This is a genomic window from Janthinobacterium sp. GMG1 (genome assembly GCF_034427795.1).
Lineage (GTDB): Bacteria > Pseudomonadota > Gammaproteobacteria > Burkholderiales > Burkholderiaceae_D > Janthinobacterium.
Window position 1 is genome coordinate 119,868 of sequence record NZ_JAXQNT010000013.1, and the last position, 19,270, is coordinate 139,137.

A 19,270-nucleotide genomic window follows, 5' to 3' on the forward strand; every position below is an offset into this window, starting at 1 on the left:
GATGATTGATGTCGTGTATTGTGATTAATCAGAGAGCGTAGTTCGCAGCCCATTGTTCAAGAACATTTTTGTAGGGCTTGATGAAGTGCTCTTCCGTATATTTGCCCTGCTTGACCGCCAGCTGGCTGCGCTCTTCCCGGTCATAGACAATTTGCGTCAATGAGTAATCCTGGTTCTTCAGGCTAGGCTGATACAACTTCCCTGCCGCGGAATTGGCGTTGTAAATTTCGGGCCGGTAGATCTTTTGGAACGTTTCCATCGTGCTGATGGTGCCGATCAGCTCAAGATTGCTGTAGTCACCCAGCAGGTCGCCGATAAAATAAAACGCCAGCGGTGCAGCACTGTTTGGCGGCATGAAATAGCGCACCTGCATCCCCATTTTCTCGAAATATTCATCCGTCGAGGAGAACTCATTTTGCTGATACTCGACGCCCAGGATGGGGTGCTGGTTTTCAGTGCGCTGATAGGTTTTGCTGCTCGAGGCGCTGATGCAGATCACGGGCGGCTTGCTGAAGCGCGCTTTGTAAGCAGTTGATTTGACAAAGTGCTTGAACAGCTTGCCATGGAAATCGCCGAAATTGTCCGGCGTGCCAAACGTGGATTTATTATTGTTGTGCTCTGGCAGCAGCACGCTGAAGTCGTAATCGCGCACGTAGGAGGAGAAGTTATTCCCGGCGATGCCATCGATGCGCTCATTGGTTTTTTTATCCAGGATATTCGGCTTCAATATCTCGATCAATGGAATATTGTCGCCTTCGGCACCGATATTCAACTCGACGGAAATGATTTCAAGTTCTACCGAGTAGCGGTCTGCCTTCGGGTTGTCCCAATGCGCCAGGCTGTTGAAGCGGCTGTCGATCATCTTCAGGGTATTGCGCAAATTCTCCTGGCGACGCTCTCCCCTGGCCAGATTGGCAAAGTTGGTCGTCAAGCGCGTGCTGTCCGATGGGTGATAGTTTTCATCGAAAACAATGCTCTTGATGCTGAATACAAAATCTTTGCTCATGGTGATCTGTCCTGATGTCTGCGAAAAAGATGAATGTGTTGCTTGCCTGGTGACCGTGGCGATGCGTATCAGGCCGCAACCAGCGCTTCAGCGGCGGCATGTCTCGCCTGGCGCGTCAAGCCGACCAAGGGCAATGCCCGTTGGACGGCCAGCGCGGCCCGCTGGATCAGGGCCTCGTCCTGCAGACGGTAGTCGAGGAAATCCTTGTCCGTCGCGTAGACGCCCAGTGGCAATGTGCGTGCCTGGAAGAAGCTGAACAAAGGCCGCAACTGGTGGTCGATCATCAGGGCATGACGTTCGCTGCCGCCGGTGGCCGCCAGCAAGATCGGCTTGTCGATCAAGGCATCCTGGTCAATGAAGTCGAAGAAGTGCTTGAACAGTCCCGTGTAGGAACCACGGAAGACCGGTGTTGCCACCACCAGGATGTCGGCTTGCTCGACCGCCGCAAGTTCCCGCTCCACCGTATCGGGCAGGTGGGAACGCCAGGTCGCGCCGGCAAGCTGCGGTGCGAGCTGGCCCAGCTCGACCAGACGCTGTTCGCACAACACTTCATCGGCGATCAGGTCCATCAGGTGCTCTGCCAGGGCTGCCGCCTTGGAAGGACGTTGCAGCCCGCCGGAAACCGCGACTAAACGAAGTGGACGTGTCATGTTTGCTTTCATAGGGATGGATGCGCCAGGGCCGAAAAATACAGGCAACAAGGGGATCGATGATAGCGGCGAAGATCGATGAAGTATAATGGTCTTATTTCATACATCCATGAACATGGCTCATCTCAATGCTTGAACGCATCCACCTCAGCATCGTCCAGCAGGTCGAGAAACAAGGTTCGCTGACGGCCGCCGCAGGCGTGCTGCACCTGACCCAGTCGGCCCTGAGCCACAGCATGAAGAAGCTGGAGCAGCAACTGGGCACCGACGTCTGGCTGCGCGAAGGGCGCAACCTGCGCCTGACGCAGGCCGGCCAGTATCTGCTGGCGGTGGCGAACCGGGTGCTGCCGCAACTGGACCTGGCCGAAGAGCGCCTGGGCCAGTTCGCGCAGGGAGAGCGCGGCGCGTTGCGCATCGGCATGGAATGCCACCCTTGCTACCAGTGGCTGCTGAAAGTGGTGTCTCCCTATCTGGCCGCATGGCCCGACGTGGATGTGGACGTCAAGCAAAAGTTCCAGTTCGGCGGCATCGGCGCGCTGTTCGGCTACGAGATCGACCTGCTGGTCACGCCCGATCCGCTGTACAAGCCGGGGCTGACGTTCGAACCCGTGTTCGACTACGAGCAGGTGCTGGTCGTGGCCAAGGGCCATGCCCTGGCTGCGGCGGCGTATGTGAAGCCGCAGCAACTGACCCAGGAAGTGCTCATCAGCTACCCCGTCGACATCGAGCGCCTGGACATCTATAACCAGTTCCTGTTGCCGGCCGGCGTCACACCCAAGCGCCACAAGGCCATCGAAACCACCGACATCATGTTGCAGATGGTGGCCAGCGGCCGCGGCGTGGCCGCCCTGCCGCGCTGGCTGGTCGAGGAATACGCAGCCAAGATGGACGTCGTGCCTGTGCGGCTAGGCCCACGCGGCATCGCCAAGCAGATTTTCCTGGGCGCACGCGAGACGGACACCGTCATCGACTACGTGAAGGCCTTCATCGCACTGGCGCGCCAGCCTGCCAGCGCTCATGCGCAGTGAGGCTATGGTCGGCCCCTTGATGCATCCCGCTCAGCCCTGGCCCGCTGGCAACATCACTGATGCCTATTCCCTGGAAGCCAGTACGAAGGACATTGCTGCTTTGAGTGCGGCGGCGCCCCGGATATTGCCAGCGTCCACGATTGCCATTCCCTACCTGGCACGCGAGAACGACGACACGCGGCTGACCGCAGCGCGGGCCGTGCGCAAGCTCGGCTTTGAGCCCATGCCGCACTTGTCTGCGCGCCGTATCGTCTCGCTCGCTGGCTTGGAGTCATTCATCCAGCGCGCGGTCGCAGAAGCGGGTGTCGAGCGCTGCTTCGTCATCGCTGGAGATCCGTCCACCCCGATGGGGCCGTTTTCCGACAGTGCCTCGCTGATCGACACAGGCGTTTTCGAGCGCGCGGGCATGCAGGTGATCGGCGTGGGTGGCCACCCGGAAGGCCATCCGGTGATGAGCAAGGCTGAACAGTGGGAGGTGCTTGAACGCAAGTGCCACAGCATCGAGATGCGTGGCATGGCGCCCTTGATCGTCACGCAATTCGCGTTTGATGCCGACATCGTGTTGACGTGGTTGCAAGCGCTGCGCGCGCGTGGCATCAACCATCCCGTGCGCGTGGGCGTGCCGGGCCCGGCGAGCATCGCGGTGCTGGCGCGCTATGCCGCAGTGTGCGGCGTGGGCGCCTGCGCCTCGATGTGGTCCAAGTACGGGGTTTCCATCGGCAAACTGTTCGGCACGGCGGGACCGGATCTGTTTGTCGAGCGCCTGGCCACCGGTCTGACAGAAGCCCATGGCAAGGTCAGCCTGCATTTCTTTCCATTTGGCGGCATCGCACAGTCGGTGAAGTGGGTGGAGCAGTACCGTTCTAGCACCGCCCCGGCCCCTTGAAGAGGAAAGGCACAATCCGCCCCGCTTACTCCACCGTCACCGACTTCGCCAGATTGCGTGGCTTGTCCACATCCGTGCCCCGCGCCAGTGCCGTGTGATACGCCAACAATTGCAGCGCGACCACGTGCAGGATCGGCGACAGGTCGCCATAGTGCTCGGGCAGACGGATGACGTGCAGGCCTTCGCCGGAGCTGATGCGGGAATCCACGTCGGCAAAGACATACAGTTGGCCGCCACGGGCGCGCACTTCCTGCATGTTCGATTTCAGCTTTTCGATCAAGGCATCGTTCGGTGCGATGGTGACGACGGGCATTTCATTCGTCACCAGGGCCAGCGGGCCGTGTTTCAGTTCGCCGGCCGGATACGCTTCGGCGTGGATGTACGAGATTTCCTTCAGCTTCAACGCGCCTTCCAGGGCGATCGGGTAGTGCATGCCGCGGCCGAGGAAGAGGGCGTTTTCCTTGCGCGCGAATTCCTCGGACCAGGCGATGATTTGCGGTTCCAGCGCCAGCACGGACGCGATGGCGACGGGCAGGTGGCGCATGGCTTTCAGGTGCGCCGCTTCCTGTTCTTCGGAGAGGCGGCCATTGACTTGCGCCAGACACAGGGTCAGCAGGAACAGGCCGGCCAGTTGCGTGGTGAAAGCCTTGGTGGATGCCACGCCCACTTCCACGCCGGCGCGCGTGATGTAAGCCAGCGCGCATTCGCGCACCATGGCGCTGGTGGCCACGTTGCAGATGGTCAAGGTGTGCTGCATGCCCAGGCTGCGCGCATGTTTCAGGGCGGCCAGGGTATCGGCCGTTTCACCGCTTTGCGAAATGGTCACCACCAGCGTGTTCGGGTGCGGCACGCTGTCACGGTAGCGGTATTCGCTGGCCACTTCCACGCTGACGGGCACCTTGGCGATCGATTCGATCCAGTACTTGGCCGTCATGCCCGCATACGAGCTGGTGCCGCAGGCGAGGATCAGCACGCGGTCGATCTGCTTGAAGATGGCATAGGCGTTGTCGCCGAACAGTTCCGGCATGATGCCCGTCACGCCTTCGAGCGTGTCGCCGATGGCGCGCGGCTGCTCAAAAATTTCCTTCTGCATGTAGTGGCGATACGGGCCCAGCTCGGCAGCGCCCGTGTGCGCGTGCACGGTTTTCACTTCGCGCTCGACGGGCTTGCCATCGACGTCGACGATCCAGCAGCGCGACAATTGCAGGTCGACCACGTCGCCTTCTTCCAGGTAGATGATCTGGTCCGTCGTGCCGGCCAGGGCCATGGCGTCCGACGCGACAAAGTTTTCACCGTTGCCCAGGCCGACGATCAGGGGCGAGCCCTGGCGCGCGGCGACCACGCGGTGCGGTTCGTCGCGGCAGAACACGGCGATCGCATACGCGCCGTCCAGGCGTTTCACGGCCTGCTGCACGGTTTCAAATAAATCGCCGTTGTACATGTGCTCGACCAGGTGGGCGATCACTTCCGTGTCCGTCTGGCTCTGGAAGACGTAGCCGAGGGCCGTCAGTTCGGCGCGCAGTTCATCGTGGTTTTCGATGATGCCGTTATGCACCAGCGCCACGCGGGCGTTCTCTTCCGTTGGGGAAAAGTGCGGGTGGGCATTGAAGGAGACAGGGGCGCCATGCGTGGCCCAGCGCGTGTGGGCGATGCCCGTAAAACCGCTCAAGCCTTCTTCGGCGATCTGCTTTTCCAGCTCGGCCACGCGCGAGGTGGAGCGCGAACGCTGCAAACGGCCATCGGCATGCAGGGCGATGCCGCAGGAATCGTAGCCGCGGTATTCCAGGCGCTTCAAGCCTTCGACCAGGATGGGAGTGATATTACGTTGCGCTACCGCGCCGACGATGCCGCACATGGAAACCTCTGTCTAAAATTTAATCAATGCATGCATGCTAATGCAGAGCGTATGAAATATGCTTTCTAAATACGTATATTTTTGACTGAATATTTCACCTCTATTTTGTGATGAAATATTATTTCATTTAAACTCAATATATTTTCCAATTCATCAAAATCATGAGCGAACACAACATTACCCTCGACGAGATCGATCGTCGCATCCTGAACGCCTTGCAAATTGATGCATCGCAAACCAACAGCGAGCTGGCGCGCTCGGTACACGTCTCGGCGCCCACCTGTTTGCGCAGGGTCAAGCATTTGCGGGAAAGCGGCGTCATCGAGCGGCAAGTGGCCATCGTCGCACCGCAGCTGGTGGGCGCGCGCCTGACGGCCATCGTGGAGATCACGCTCGACGTACAGGCGGCGGAGCGCATGGCCGAATTCGAGCAACTCGTGGCACAGGAAGCGGCCGTGCTGCAATGCTACCGCGTCTCGCCCGGGCCCGACTTCGTGCTGATGGTGCAAGTGGCCGACATGCCTGCCTATCACGCGCTGGCGCACCGCCTGTTTGCTGCGCGCGCCAATGTGCGCAACGTGAAAAGCTATTTTTCCACGTTCCGCAGCAAATTCGAGACGCGCATCGCCGTGTGAAGCAGGCTGCAGACAAGTTATCCCTGCTTATCCCTGGTTTTTCGTCTGCTTATACACAAGCTTATCCACAACACAAAAAATTACAGATTTCCACAGCCGCCACATCCGGCCTCGCGTGAGGCCTCTGAATAAATATGCATGGGCTCCAGGATAAAACTTATCCCGGCTTATGCATCGCTTATCCACGTCTTGAGAACAGGCTTTTGCACAGCTTTACCCACAGCCGACATTCAAGAATAGCCCTTGAATATCCTTCAAATACAATGACTTACAAGTTATCCATCACTTGTTCGCAGATTACGCACAGGCTTATCCACATTCCAGATAAGCAAAAATCAGGGCATGGTTTGGTAGCCTACGCAAGCTGACCCATATGCTGGAGCGGCAAGCTGGGCCAAATAACTTATCCCGTCTTTTCCACAGGATCTTTACCGTTTATACGCAGCTTATACCGGGCTTATCCATCACTTGTCCGCATGCTTGTTCACATATTTATCCACACATAACAATACGGAGAAAATACTGTGTGGGAAAAGTGGCGTGACTTATCCCGAGTTGTCAGTCCACTCTCCACAGGATTATCCACAGGCGTAAAAAAACGCCGCCAGCCCGGACAGGCTGACGGCGTCATGCGAACCGAGGACGGCGCGCTTATTTCTTGATTTTCACGGGACGCGTCCAGCCGTCGATGGTCACCTGGCGCGCGCGCGAGACGGTCAGCTTGCCGGCCGGCGCATCTTTCGACAAGGTCGTGCCGGCGCCCAGGGTGGCGCCCTTGCCGACGGTGACGGGCGCGATCAGCTGACTGTCGCTGCCAATGAAAGCATCGTCTTCAATTACCGTGCGGAACTTGTTTACGCCATCGTAGTTGCAGGTAATCGTGCCAGCGCCGATGTTGACCCTGGAGCCGATGGTGGCGTCGCCGATGTAGGCCAGGTGATTGGCCTTGCTGTGCGCGGCGATCTGGCTGTTTTTCACTTCGACAAAGTTGCCGATGTGCACGTCTTCCGCCAGGACCGTCCCCGGGCGCAGGCGCGCATAGGGGCCGATGATGGAAGCAGCGCCGACGACGGCGTCCTCGATATGGCAGAAGGGCTTGATGTGCGCGCCAGCGGCCACCGTGGCGTTGATGAAGACGTTGTTGGCGCCCACGCGCACGCCGTCGCCCAGTTCCACACGGCCTTCGAACACGCAGCCGACGTCGATGGTGACATCGCGGCCGCAAATGAGTTCGCCGCGCACGTCGATACGGGCCGGATCGAGCAGGGTCACGCCCCGTTCCAGCAGCGCTTGCGCGATATTGTTCTGGTGGATGCGTTCCAGCTGGGCCAGCTGCACCTTGCTGTTGACGCCCGCCACTTCCCACACGGCGGCCGGGTGAGCCGAGGTGACGGCCACGCCATCGGCGACGGCCTGGGCAACGATATCGGTCAGATAGTACTCCCCTTGCGCATTGTCATTCGACAAGGCCGACAACCATTGCTTCAGGGCCACGGTGGGCGCAACCATGATGCCGCTGTTGATTTCCTTGATGGCGCGCTCGTCAAGCGTGGCATCCTTTTCCTCGACGATGCGCACGATGGCGCCGTGCTCGCGCACGATGCGACCCAGGCCATAGGGATCGTCCTGTTCCACGGTCAGGATGGCCAGCTTATCGTTGCCGGCCGCCTGCACCAGTTGCTGCAGGGAAGCGGCGCTGGTCAGCGGCACGTCGCCGTACAGGATCAGGGTCGGCACGCTGTCATCGAGCAAAGGCAGCGCTTGTTGCACGGCATGACCGGTGCCCAGCTGCTGCGCCTGCTCGGCGGCGTCGATCTGCACGGCATGGTTCACCTTGTAGCCGTCAAGCAACTTCAGCACGGCTGCGCCCCCATGCCCGTAAATCACGCATAATCGGGACGGCGCCAGGCCGCGCGCCGTGTCGATGACGTGCGACAACAGCGGCTTGCCCGCCAACGGATGCAATACCTTGGGCAGTGCCGACTGCATGCGTTTGCCCATACCGGCAGCGAGAATGACAACGTTCATAGACCGTCTTTTATAAGTTAAGAATATGAAAAAGTTTAACACGCAGGCCCCGTCTTCCACGCCTTCCAGCCGCTTTACTTATGCCGTGCTGGCCATACTGCTCGTCGTCATGGCCGGCTGCAGCGGCTTGCGCCTGGCCTACAACAATGGCGACACCGTGCTGTACTGGTGGCTGAACGCGTATGTCGACCTGGACCGCGACCAGAAGGGCTGGGTGCGCGAGGATATCGACAAGCTGTTCGACTGGCACCGCAAGACGCAATTGAAGGATTACGTGGAAATCCTGCGCACGGGCCAGAAGCAGCTGCAAGGCAATGCCACGCAGGCGGACCTGATGGCCGACTACAGCGAGATCAAGCAGCGCACCCAGGCGCTGTTGCTGAAGGCGGCGCCCGAACTGGCCGACCTGGCGCGCTCGCTCAAGCCCGAGCAGATCGCGCAGATGGAAAAGAAATTCAAGTCGAACAATGAGGATTACCGCAAGAAATACCTGAGCGGCGACCAGGAAAAGCGCCAGAAACTGCGCTACAAGAAAGCCATGGAGCAATTCGAACTGTGGTTCGGCAGCTTCAGCAGCGAGCAGGAAGCCCTCATCCGCAAGGCGTCCGACGCGCGTCCGCTGAACAATGAGATCTGGCTCGACGAACGCATGCGGCGCCAGCAGAACGTGTTGAACCTGGTCAAGAAAGTCCACCAAGAAAAGCTCGGCAAGGAAGCGACCGCGGCCTTGATCACGACCCTGATCAAGGACAGTTTCGAGCGCCTCGAGCATTCCGAGCGCAAAGCCTTCTTCGATGCCTACGAAAGCAGCACGGCGCAGATGGTCATGACGGTGATCAAGAGCGCCACGCCGGCGCAAAAAGCCCACGCCGTCAAGCGCATGCAGGGCTGGATCGACGATTTCAATTCCCTGGCCACGCAAGCCAAATAGAGAGGCAGCGCCAGCAGGGGGGAGGGGGCCATATGCTATAGTGGCCCCCATCAAATTGAAGAAGTCCCCCATGCAAAAGAAGATCAAGAAGCCGGCCAAAGTCCCCGTCCACCACGCGCCGCCACCGAACCAGGTGCGCATCATCGGCGGCCAGTGGAAGCGCTCCGTACTGCCTGTTTTGCAGGCACTGGGACTGCGCCCGACGCCGGACCGCGTGCGTGAAACCGTATTCAACTGGATCAACCACTTGCGCGACGGCGACTGGGCCAACGCCCAGGTGCTGGACCTGTTCGCCGGCAGCGGCGCGCTCGGCTTCGAAGCGGCCAGCCGCGGCGCAGGCTCCGTCACCATGGTCGATACGCACACACCCGTGGTGCACCAGCTCGAAGAGAACAAGGCAAAATTGCGCGCCGACAATGTCCAACTGCTGCGCGGCGACGCCCTGCTGACGGCACAAGGCCTGGCTGCACGCGGCCAGCGCTTCGACCTGATCTTCCTCGATCCCCCCTACCAGCAGGATTTCCTCGCGAAAGTGTTGCCCTTGTGCGCCAACCTGCTCAAGGAAGGCGGCATGGTGTATGCGGAATCGGGCTTGCCGCTGGTCTTCGATGCAGCCAGTGCACTGGAAAAACCGGAGTGGATGGCGCCATGGGAAGTCATCCGCGCCGACAAGGCGGGCACCGTTTATTATCATTTGCTAACTTACAACAAAGTGCCGGCAACTGCCTGAATCTGCCTATAAAAGAGGCAAAATGGCTCCCTGGCCCGAGGCGCTGCACCAAGGTGGTCACCAATTTCAGGCATAATGCGCGTCTATATTGGTGCATCGTCAGGGAGCCGCAATGGTTGTAGCCGTTTATCCAGGAACATTCGATCCGCTCACGCGCGGTCATGAAGATTTGGTGCGCCGCGCATCGGGTCTGTTTGACAAGCTGATCGTCGGTGTCGCCGACAGCAAGAACAAGCAACCGTTTTTCTCGCTCGACGAACGCCTGGAAATCGCCAACGAAGTACTTGGCCATTACCCGAACGTGCAAGTGGAAAGCTTTTCCGGCTTGCTCAAGGATTTCGTGCGCAAGCATGAAGCGCGGGTCATCGTGCGCGGCTTGCGCGCCGTTTCCGATTTCGAGTACGAATTCCAGATGGCGGGCATGAACCGCTACCTGCTGCCCGATGTCGAAACCATGTTCCTGACGCCATCCGACCAGTACCAGTTCATTTCGGGCACCATCGTGCGCGAAATCGCGGCGCTGGGCGGCGACGTCTCCAAGTTTGTCTTCCCCTCGGTGAACCGCTGGCTGCAAAACAAGATTGCCGCCAACGCTGCCTCATCGCAATAAGTAAGAGTGAAATCATGGCATTACTGATCACCGACGAATGCATCAATTGCGATATTTGCGAGCCCGAGTGCCCGAATGACGCAATCTACATGGGCGCGGAAATCTACGAAATCGATCCCAACAAATGCACCGAATGCGTGGGCCACTTTGACGAGCCGCAATGCCAGCAAGTGTGCCCCGTCAGCTGCATCCCCTTCAATCCCGCCTGGCGCGAAAGCCCGGAGCAATTGATGGCCAAGTACGAACGCCTGCAAGCGGAACTTCCCGCCAAGACTTAAGCTTTTCTCCCGCGCCACTTCTGGGCCACTTCTGCGTGGCGCCAGCTTCTGCCAACTGTTCTACACTGTGTGCTGACTTATCCACAGCCCATGGTTTCCACGGAGGTAGAAGATGCAAATAAGCACATCCCGTTTGGGCCGCTCCCTCGCTGCCGCCTGCCTGAGCGCCGCCTTGGCACAAGCAGCGTTTGCCGTCGAGATCGGCGGCGTCAAGCTGGACGACACGGTGCAGCTGGCCAGCCGCGAATTAAAACTCAACGGCGCCGGCGTGCGCTACAAGGTCATCTTCAAGGTCTACACGATCGCCCTGTACCTGCCGGAAAAGAAAACCCAGCTGGCCGACATCCTGGCCCTGCCCGGACCGCGCCGCCTGGAAATCGTCATGCTGCGCGACATCACTTCCGACGAACTGGGGCAAGCCTTCATGCAGGGCTTGAAGCGCAGCTCCGACCAGGCCGACCGCACGCGCCTGCTGAGCCAGACGATGCAATTCGGCGCCATGTTCGAAATGGTGCCCGGCCTGAAAAAGGGGGACATTCTCACCGTGGACTGGCTGCCGGAAGAGGGGACATTGTGCAAGCTGAACGGCAAGCAAGTAGGCGACACGGTGCCGGACCTGGCTTTTTACAATGCGCTGCTGAAAATCTGGATCGGCGCCCATCCGGCCGACACGGTGTTGCGCGCGCATTTGCTGGGTGACATGGCCTGAACGAAAACGCGGGCGTAAAAAAAGCCGGCTCGCGCCGGCTGGTCTTTCTGCAACAGCGAGCTTATGCGCGGGTCGACAGGGCGCGCAGTTCGGCGGCGTTGCTTGGCGACACACCATCCATCTTGCCCAAGGTGCGCTGCAAGGCTTGCGCTTCGCGCATCTGCTGGCGCGCCAAACGTTCTTCGCGGCTCAGCTTGGGACGCACCACCAGCATCATGGCGCGGGCGATGCCCACCAGCAAAGGCTTGAACAGCAGGGCGAAGGCGCCCACGGCGACGATCACCAGCACGAGTTGCAGGGCGTTCAGCAGGGAAATCTCCAGCACGGGTGCGGATACTGCGTACAGGGCGGAGGCGAAGGTAGACATAGTGTTCCAGTGCATTATAGAATTTGCCAGTACTATAGTGCAGTGCAACATATAAATCTAATTCCATTTCTTGATACCAATTATATGAATCGTGAATGGAAAACTGTAATATTTTTTGACGAGTGAAAATATTCGTGCCCGGCGCGGTTTACACTCCTAAGTAATCAATTTTAAGTAATCAATTCAACTTTTATCTTGGGCTTTCCATGAGTTTTCTGACGCTGGATCTGAACTTGCTGCGTGTTTTCGACGCCGTCATGACGGAACAAAACCTGACGCGCGCAGCCGGCCACCTGGCGATGACGCAGCCGGCGGTATCGAACGCCATCAAACGCCTGCGCGAGAGCCTCGGTGACGAATTGCTGATCCGCACGGCGTATGGCGTGAAACCCACGCCCCGCGCCGAAGCGCTGTGGCCATCCGTGCGCTCGGCCCTGGCCAGCCTGGAAGCGGCTGTCACACCGGAAACCTTCGACGTGTCGAAGACCCACGCCACCTTCCGCATGGCCATGGCCGATGCGACGGCCGCCTTCTGGCTGCCGTCATTGATGCGCTCGATCGAACGGGAAGCACCGGGCGTCAACGTGCGCATGATGCCGCTGACCACGCGCGAACCGCGCCCGATGCTGCTGCGCGGCGATATCGACCTGGCCGTCGGCTTCTTTCCTGGAGTGGCGGCACAATTGTCGAGCGAAACCGGTTCGCCCATCCGCCACGAGCGCCTGTATTCCGGCAAGTATGTGTGCGTGATGCGGCGCGGCCATCCGCTGGCCGACAAGGAATTGACCCTGGATAACTACTGCGCGGCGAACCATTTATTGGTGAGTTTTTCCGGCCGCGCGCATGGCTTGATCGACGAGGCGCTGTCGCAGATCCACCGCGAACGGCGCATCTTGCTGACGGTCAACCAGTTCTTCACGGCTGGAAGAGTCGTCGCCAATTCCGACCTGATCACGGTCTTGCCGCGCCATTTGATCGCCTCGACGGGCATGACGGAGTCCTTGCTGTACAAGGATTTGCCATTGACCTTGCCAGCCGTCCACCTGGACATGCTGTGGCATGAGCGCGACGCCCGCAGCCCCGCCCACAAATGGCTGCGTAATCACCTGGAAAGCATGAACACGCCCACTTTACGGACGGCGACGGCGGCCGGCGGCGGCGTGGCGCCGAAACCGCATATTGAGTAAGTTTTCTGCCAGCACCAAAAAAAACGCCTGATCAGACATCAGGCGTTTTTTTTATGCGTGGCTGCTGGACCGGTAACCAATCCTGAAACCGCCCCAGTGCTTGCCCTCGACGTGGATCGGTACGGATAAATCGTGCATGACCTCGCCCGTATCGCGTTTATACGTCTGCAACAGGAACGCCCTGGTATTGCTGCCACAGCGCTTGCCCGTGCGGTCGCTGAAGATGCGCTTGGTGCGGTTATTCACCATATCGGTGGCGTAGTCGCCCGTCAGCGGCTGCGAGAATTTCTTGTTGTGTGTCGGAAAATAGCCATTGTTGTCGACGGCGCCCGCATACGCCAGATGGGGCAATGCCGCCAGCACGCCTTCCTGCAGGTCGGGCAGCACCTTGTCTGTAAATGCGTCGAACTTCGTGTTGTGCTTGGGCGGATTGGTATTCGGGATGGGGCGGTAGTGGCGGTCGAACAGGGCTTCGCGCGTGATGCGGCCCGACGCGATGGCTTGCTCGAACAATTTGCCCACCTCGCGCGCGGCGCGCTGGGCCGCCTCGCGGATCTCGTCGTGCGGCGTGGCCACGCTCGATTCGCCGAGGGCGCCGGCGATCACTTCGGCCCGCTCGGCCAGGGCCATGGCCGACTGCGTGGCGCGCGGCAATTCGGCATTCGTCGACAGCATGCTGTCGCGGATTTGCAGGATGGCGTCGGCGATCAGTTGCGTCGTCTCGACGTGTTCGCGCGAGGCGCGGGCGATCTGCCCGATTTCGTCCTCCGACTCGCCCGACGATTCTTCGATATGGCTGAGCGAGGCATGCACGCTTTCCACATTGCGCGCCGCTTCCGTGACGCCGGCCGCCAGCGAACTCATGCCGCGTGCGGCTTTTTCCGACTGTTCATTGATTTCGCGCACCATCACGCTGATTTCATCGGAGGCTTCCTTGGTGCGCTGCGCCAATTGCCGCACTTCCCCGGCCACCACGGCAAAACCGCGGCCGTGTTCGCCAGCGCGCGCGGCCTCGATGGCGGCGTTCAGCGCCAGCAAGTTGGTGCGCGCGGAAATATCGGAAATGGCTTCCGTAAAGCCCGTGATGCGTTTGGATTTTTCCTGCAAGCTCAGCATGTTGCTGGAAGCGCCTTGCGCTTCTTCGCGGGCGCTATTGATGCGACGCAAGCCTTGGTCCACTTCGGCGCGCGCCGCCACGCTTTCCACGCGCACGCCGGCGGCCACCTTGGCGGCCCGTTCCGCATTGGCGGCGATCTTTTCCGTCATGGCGGCATTTTGTACGGAGCTGTCGGCGATGTCGCTGGCCGTGCGCACGTCGAGTTCCACCTTCTGTTTGACGGAATCGACAAAATACGAGGTTTCCGCCGCGCCGATCATGATGGCATCGATGGCGTTGCCCACCGTGTCGGCGAACTGGTGCAAGCCCGGCTCGCCGCGCGGCCGGCCAGCAAACGCCAGCAGTGCGGCGCCGATGGCGGCGGCCACGCAGGCAATCAGATAGGGATGGTCGCCACCCGACAGCAGCAGCAGATAGGCCAGGCAACAGGCGATGGCCATGGCCAGGATCGTGAATACAAAGAAACGCACCAGCTGATGCTGCAACTGCTTCATTTGTCCCCCGCTGCGCGAACCCGTCACGTCCCGTTGAGGGGACGTGCTGTAACCGTATGCGGGGCGGGCACGATTGCCCACCTTGCACCCTGAAGTGACCGTCTGCGCGGCGTTTCAGGCGGCTACCGGATAGCAGAATTGTAGTTCTACCCTACAACATTTGTTCCGATAGCTCAATCAGAAAAGTGGGACGGCTACACCAAGGTCACTTAATTGGCAATTTGGTGGTGTTTTTGACCTCTTCCATGACGGCGTAAGTGTGGGTTTCCCGCACACCTTTCTGCAACAGCGTCTTGCCCAGGAATTCGCGGTAGGCGGCCATGTCCTTGACGCGCGCCTTGACCAGGTAATCGAAACCGCCGGCCACCATATGACATTCCAGTACCTCTGGAATGATTTGTACGCTATGCTTGAAGGCATCGAACACTTCCGGTGTCGTGCGATCGAGCACCACTTCGATGAACACCAGCAGCGACACGTCGAGCAGCTGCGGGTTTAACTGGGCCGTATAGCCCATGATGTAACCGGATTCGTGCAACTTGCGCACGCGCTCCAGGCAGGCGGCAGGCGACAGGTTCACGCGCGCGGCCAGCTCCACATTGCTGATGCGTCCATCGCTCTGCAATTCCATCAAGATTTTCTTACTGATCTTGTCCAGCATTCCTATCACCCCCAAATTAATATTATTTGGTTAAATTGTCGCATCAAAAACTATCTATTGCTAGTCCCCTGTATTACCAGAATTAATCCATAAGAATCCCCTTTACAATCGAATCATCTTAACGTCCGACTTTCTGTATTTTTTTGCACCAAAAAAGAGCAAGAATTACGTCAGTTTTCGTCCCCTTTTCCTTGTAAAGAGCACTTATGCACCCTGCAGGCCCCTCGGCTTTTACCCCGATTCCTTTTGCTGCGTTCCAGGCAGAAATCCTGCCCGAAGCGACACCACAACGCGCCGCCATCACCGCCGCCTATAGGCGCGACGAGGTTTCCGCCGTGCAGTGGCTGTTGCAACAAGTGCGCCCCAGCAGCACCGAAACGACGGCCGAAGGACAAGCGCTAGCGCACCGTCTGGTCTCGAACGTGCGCCAAAAACGCACACGCGCCTCCGGCGTCGATGCACTGATGCACGAGTTCTCGCTGTCGTCGGAAGAGGGTGTTGCATTAATGTGTCTGGCTGAAGCGCTGTTGCGTATACCCGACAGTCAAACGGCCGATCGCCTGATTGCCGACAAAATCAGCAAGGGTGACTGGAAGAAACACCTGGGCGAATCGCCGTCGCTGTTCGTCAACGCGGCCACCTGGGGCTTGCTGATCACGGGCAAACTGGTCAGTACCAGCAGCGAATCGGGCCTCGGTTCGGCCATGACCAAGCTCATCGCCAAAGGCGGCGAACCGCTGATCCGCAAGGGCGTCGACCTGGCCATGCGCATGCTGGGCAACCAGTTTGTAACGGGGCAAACCATCGAAGAAGCGTTGAAGAACAGCCGCGAGAATGAAACGCGCGGCTATCGCTACTCGTACGACATGCTGGGCGAGGCGGCCCTGACCCAGCAGGACGCGGCCAATTACTATGCCTCGTACGAAACGGCGATCCACGCCATCGGCAAGGCCTCGAACGGCCGCGGCATCAAGAACGGCCCCGGCATTTCCGTGAAACTGTCGGCCCTGCACGCCCGCTACAGCCGTGCCCAGCGCGCCCGCGTCATGGAAGAATTGCTGCCGAAAGTCAAAGCGCTGCTGTTGCTGGCCAAACAGTACAACATCGGCTTCAACATCGATGCGGAAGAAACGGACCGCCTGGAACTGTCGCTCGACCTGATGGAAGCACTGGCTTTCGATGCGGACCTGGCCGACTTCGACGGCATCGGCTACGTGGTGCAGGCGTATCAGAAGCGCTGCCCATTTGCCATCGACTACCTGATCGACCTGGCGCGCCGCAGCGGCCGCAAGTTCATGGTGCGCCTGGTGAAAGGCGCATATTGGGATGCGGAAGTCAAACGCGCGCAAGTCGACGGCCAGGAAGGCTATCCCGTCTACACGCGCAAGGTCTACACGGACGTTTCTTACCTCGTGTGTGCGCAAAAACTGCTGGCCGCCAGCAAGCTGATCTATCCGCAATTTGCCACGCACAACGCGCAAACCCTGTCGACCATTTATACCTGGGCGAAACGCGATGGCATTACCGACTATGAATTCCAGTGCCTGCACGGCATGGGCGAGACCTTGTACGACCAGGTCGTCGGTCCGGACAACCTCGACAAGCCGTGCCGTATCTACGCCCCTGTCGGCTCGCATGAAACCCTGCTGGCCTACCTGGTGCGCCGCCTGCTGGAAAACGGCGCCAACTCGTCGTTCGTCAACCAGATCGTCGACGAAAGCGTGGCCATCGATAGCCTGATCCGCGATCCGCTCGAGCAGGCGCGCCTGCAGGGCGGCTTGCCGCACCCGTCGATTCCGCTGCCGCTGGACATGTTTGGCAGCGAACGCAGGAACTCGGCCGGCCTGGACCTGTCGAATGAAGACACTTTGCGCACCCTGGCCACCGGCCTGGCGCAGCAGCAGACTTGGCAGGCCGCGCCGCTGATCGATGGCGCCGTCAGCCTGAATGGCCCCACGCACATGCTGCACAATCCGGCCCAGCACGACGATGTCGTGGGCAAGGTCATGGAAGCCGGTCCGGCCGACGTGGAAACGGCCCTGGCCAGCGCCAGCGCGTATGCCATGGATTGGCAAACGACGGAACCGTCGATCCGCGCGCAAGCCTTGCTGCGCGCGGCCGACCTGTTCGAAGAACACCACATCGAGCTGATGGCCCTGGCCGTGCGCGAAGCGGGCAAGTCCCTGCCGAACGCGATCGCGGAAATCCGCGAAGCCGTCGACTTCCTGCGCTACTACGCGGCGCAGGTAGAACACGCGCCGAACACCCTGGCGCTCGGTCCCGTCACCTGCATCAGTCCGTGGAACTTCCCGCTGGCCATCTTTACGGGCCAGCTGGCCGCCGCCCTGGCCGCCGGCAACGTGGTGCTGGCCAAGCCGGCCGAGCAAACGCCGCTGATCGCCCACCGCGCCGTGCAATTGCTGCATGCGGCCGGCGTGCCGCGCGGCGCGCTGCAATTTTTGCCCGGCAGCGGCGAGGTCGTTGGCGCGGGCCTGTGCAATGACACGCGCGTAAAAGGCGTGATTTTCACGGGCTCGACGGAAGTGGCGCAATTGATCAACCGCAACCTGGCGGCGCGCGCCGTGGCCGAAGGCATCGACATTCCCCTGATCGCCGAAACGGGTGGCCAGAATGCCCTGATCGTCGATTCGTCCGCCTTGCCGGAACAAGTGGTGCAAGACGTGATGTCGTCCGCTTTCGATAGCGCCGGCCAGCGCTGCTCGGCCTTGCGCGTGCTGTTCCTGCAAACGGAAATCGCCGACAAGACCATCCACATGCTCAAGGGCGCCATGCAGGAATTGCGCGTTGGCAATCCTGACCGTCTGGCTACCGATATCGGTCCCGTCATCGATGCGGAAGCGCAAAGTAACTTGCTGGCGCACATCAACAAGATGAAAACCATGGCCATCGACCATTATTCGCTCGATTTGCCGACCGTCAAAGGCACGTTCGTCGCCCCGACCGTGCTGGAAATCAAGTCGCTGGCACAATTGACGCAGGAAGTCTTCGGCCCCGTGCTGCACGTGATCCGCTACAAGCGGGCCGAACTGCCGCAACTGGTGCAATCGATCAACGACAGCGGTTACGGTTTGACCCTGGGCATCCATACGCGCATCGATGAAACCATCGATTTCATCACCAAGCGCGCGCATGTGGGCAATATTTATGTAAACCGCAACATCGTCGGCGCCGTCGTCGGCGTGCAACCGTTCGGCGGCGAAGGCAAATCGGGCACGGGACCGAAAGCCGGTGGCCCCCTGTACCTGAAACGCCTGCAACGCAATGCGCCGGCCGGCGCGCAGCACCAGCGCCAAGCGCCGCCAGCCCTGGATGCGCTGACCGTCTGGGCGAAGATGCATGGCCACGACAAGGTCGAGCAACTGGCACAGGACTATGCGCGCACCACCTTGCTGGGCAGCACTACCGCCTTGCCAGGCCCGACCGGCGAACGCAATACCCTGAGCTTTGCCGCGCGCGGCACGATACTGTGCGCGGCAACCACGTCCGGCACCTTGATGAACCAGCTGGCGGCCGTGCTGGCCACCGGTAATCAGGCCCTGGTACTGGCGCAAACGCCGGATCTGATTCCCGGCGACTTGCCGGCCGCGCTGAAAGACCGCATCCAGGTCGTCAGCAACCTGGAGTCGGTCAAGCATGATTTCCAGATCGCCATGATCGAGCCTAGCCTTGATGGCCAGCTCAAACCGCTGCTGGCGGCACGGGAAGGGGCCCTGGTGGGCACCATCGCCACCACGCAAGAGGCTGTCATCCCCCTGTGGCGCCTCGTCGCTGAGCGGGCGCTGTGCGTGAATACGACGGCGGCAGGCGGTAACGCCAGTTTGATGATGCTGAGTGTCTAAATTTTAAGCAGGCAGTCAACGCAAAAGGGCAGAACCAGTGGTTCTGCCCTTTTTTTAGGCTATGTCACCATCAAATGTGGGAATGCGCCCAGGGTTGCTTTCAATAACGTTTCTGGTGAACGAATGCGTCTGGCGTCGAGTATCCAGCGCCAGCCCAGGTAATTTGGCAGGTAGCGCGTCGCCACGCCATGAAACGGACGCAGCCATTGCCGCAAGCGGCTGTGATACGCATTGACGT

Annotated in this window: 17 protein-coding genes and 1 pseudogene; 10 read left to right on the forward strand and 8 right to left on the reverse strand. The window is 59.9% G+C overall.

Translation table 11 applies throughout. The features are described from left to right. Positions 1 to 28: 28 nt before the first annotated feature. Both SJI03_RS25655 and msuE read right to left on the reverse strand, forming a co-directional pair. Entirely contained in the window at positions 29 to 1,006 is a 978-nt protein-coding gene (locus SJI03_RS25655; protein WP_322429087.1) for a DUF1852 domain-containing protein, read from the reverse strand. A gap of 68 nt (positions 1,007 to 1,074) precedes the next feature. Next, a complete protein-coding gene (gene msuE / locus SJI03_RS25660) occupies positions 1,075 to 1,656 on the reverse strand; it encodes an FMN reductase (protein WP_099377677.1) in 582 nt (193 codons plus the stop codon). A 128-nt stretch (positions 1,657 to 1,784) separates the two neighbouring features. On the opposite strand from msuE, the gene SJI03_RS25665 reads away from it, so the two are divergent. Continuing rightward, positions 1,785 to 2,684 carry a LysR family transcriptional regulator gene (locus SJI03_RS25665; RefSeq protein WP_322429088.1) on the forward strand — a complete coding sequence of 300 codons (900 nt, stop codon included), beginning with the start codon at positions 1,785 to 1,787 and terminating at the stop codon, positions 2,682 to 2,684. Between the two features lie 4 nt (positions 2,685 to 2,688). Next, positions 2,689 to 3,570 (forward strand): methylenetetrahydrofolate reductase, encoded by an 882-nt coding sequence (locus SJI03_RS25670; RefSeq protein WP_322429089.1) that lies wholly within the window; start codon positions 2,689 to 2,691, stop codon positions 3,568 to 3,570. A gap of 25 nt (positions 3,571 to 3,595) precedes the next feature. Here the strand turns inward: SJI03_RS25670 and glmS are convergent, their stop codons facing one another. Continuing rightward, positions 3,596 to 5,425: a glutamine--fructose-6-phosphate transaminase (isomerizing) gene (glmS, locus tag SJI03_RS25675; RefSeq protein WP_035823418.1), complete on the reverse strand. Its 1,830-nt coding sequence runs from the start codon at positions 5,423 to 5,425 to the stop codon at positions 3,596 to 3,598. A 161-nt stretch (positions 5,426 to 5,586) separates the two neighbouring features. Here glmS and SJI03_RS25680 point away from each other — a divergent pair, with 161 nt between their 5' ends. Continuing rightward, entirely contained in the window at positions 5,587 to 6,060 is a 474-nt protein-coding gene (locus SJI03_RS25680) for an Lrp/AsnC family transcriptional regulator (RefSeq protein WP_322429090.1), read from the forward strand. A 651-nt stretch (positions 6,061 to 6,711) separates the two neighbouring features. Here SJI03_RS25680 and glmU read toward each other — a convergent pair. Beyond that, positions 6,712 to 8,088: a bifunctional UDP-N-acetylglucosamine diphosphorylase/glucosamine-1-phosphate N-acetyltransferase GlmU gene (gene glmU / locus SJI03_RS25685; protein ID WP_322429091.1), complete on the reverse strand. Its 1,377-nt coding sequence runs from the start codon at positions 8,086 to 8,088 to the stop codon at positions 6,712 to 6,714. Positions 8,089 to 8,113: 25 nt separating this feature from the next. On the opposite strand from glmU, the gene SJI03_RS25690 reads away from it, so the two are divergent. From SJI03_RS25690 to SJI03_RS25710, 5 genes are all read left to right on the forward strand, one after another. Continuing rightward, the gene (locus SJI03_RS25690) at positions 8,114 to 9,019 is read left to right on the forward strand and encodes a DUF6279 family lipoprotein (RefSeq protein ID WP_322429092.1); all 906 of its coding nucleotides are present in this window, start codon (positions 8,114 to 8,116) and stop codon (positions 9,017 to 9,019) included. Positions 9,020 to 9,089: 70 nt separating this feature from the next. Then, on the forward strand, positions 9,090 to 9,749 hold the full coding sequence (gene rsmD / locus SJI03_RS25695) for a 16S rRNA (guanine(966)-N(2))-methyltransferase RsmD (protein WP_322429093.1): 660 nt from the start codon (positions 9,090 to 9,092) through the stop codon (positions 9,747 to 9,749). A 112-nt stretch (positions 9,750 to 9,861) separates the two neighbouring features. Then, a complete protein-coding gene (gene coaD / locus SJI03_RS25700; RefSeq protein ID WP_034752633.1) occupies positions 9,862 to 10,359 on the forward strand; it encodes a pantetheine-phosphate adenylyltransferase in 498 nt (165 codons plus the stop codon). A 14-nt stretch (positions 10,360 to 10,373) separates the two neighbouring features. After that, positions 10,374 to 10,637: a YfhL family 4Fe-4S dicluster ferredoxin gene (locus tag SJI03_RS25705; protein ID WP_035823425.1), complete on the forward strand. Its 264-nt coding sequence runs from the start codon at positions 10,374 to 10,376 to the stop codon at positions 10,635 to 10,637. 112 nt (positions 10,638 to 10,749) lie between these two features. Continuing rightward, the gene (locus tag SJI03_RS25710; RefSeq protein ID WP_322429094.1) at positions 10,750 to 11,346 is read left to right on the forward strand and encodes a chalcone isomerase family protein; all 597 of its coding nucleotides are present in this window, start codon (positions 10,750 to 10,752) and stop codon (positions 11,344 to 11,346) included. A 61-nt stretch (positions 11,347 to 11,407) separates the two neighbouring features. Here SJI03_RS25710 and SJI03_RS25715 read toward each other — a convergent pair whose 3' ends face one another. Then, positions 11,408 to 11,713, reverse strand: coding sequence for a hypothetical protein (locus SJI03_RS25715; protein WP_099377695.1), 306 nt, complete (start codon positions 11,711 to 11,713; stop codon positions 11,408 to 11,410). Positions 11,714 to 11,919: 206 nt separating this feature from the next. On the opposite strand from SJI03_RS25715, the gene SJI03_RS25720 reads away from it, so the two are divergent. Further along, positions 11,920 to 12,900 carry a LysR family transcriptional regulator gene (locus tag SJI03_RS25720; RefSeq protein ID WP_034752642.1) on the forward strand — a complete coding sequence of 327 codons (981 nt, stop codon included), beginning with the start codon at positions 11,920 to 11,922 and terminating at the stop codon, positions 12,898 to 12,900. A 51-nt stretch (positions 12,901 to 12,951) separates the two neighbouring features. Here SJI03_RS25720 and SJI03_RS25725 read toward each other — a convergent pair whose 3' ends face one another. Continuing rightward, positions 12,952 to 14,511 (reverse strand): methyl-accepting chemotaxis protein, encoded by a 1,560-nt coding sequence (locus SJI03_RS25725; protein WP_322429095.1) that lies wholly within the window; start codon positions 14,509 to 14,511, stop codon positions 12,952 to 12,954. A gap of 205 nt (positions 14,512 to 14,716) precedes the next feature. Then, a complete protein-coding gene (locus SJI03_RS25730) occupies positions 14,717 to 15,172 on the reverse strand; it encodes an Lrp/AsnC ligand binding domain-containing protein (RefSeq protein WP_010393827.1) in 456 nt (151 codons plus the stop codon). A 206-nt stretch (positions 15,173 to 15,378) separates the two neighbouring features. Here SJI03_RS25730 and putA point away from each other — a divergent pair, with 206 nt between their 5' ends. Beyond that, positions 15,379 to 19,032 (forward strand): trifunctional transcriptional regulator/proline dehydrogenase/L-glutamate gamma-semialdehyde dehydrogenase, encoded by a 3,654-nt coding sequence (gene putA / locus SJI03_RS25735; protein WP_322429096.1) that lies wholly within the window; start codon positions 15,379 to 15,381, stop codon positions 19,030 to 19,032. Positions 19,033 to 19,091: 59 nt separating this feature from the next. Here the strand turns inward: putA and SJI03_RS25740 are convergent. Then, positions 19,092 to 19,270: pseudogene (locus SJI03_RS25740) on the reverse strand (IS1595 family transposase); the annotation flags it as partial.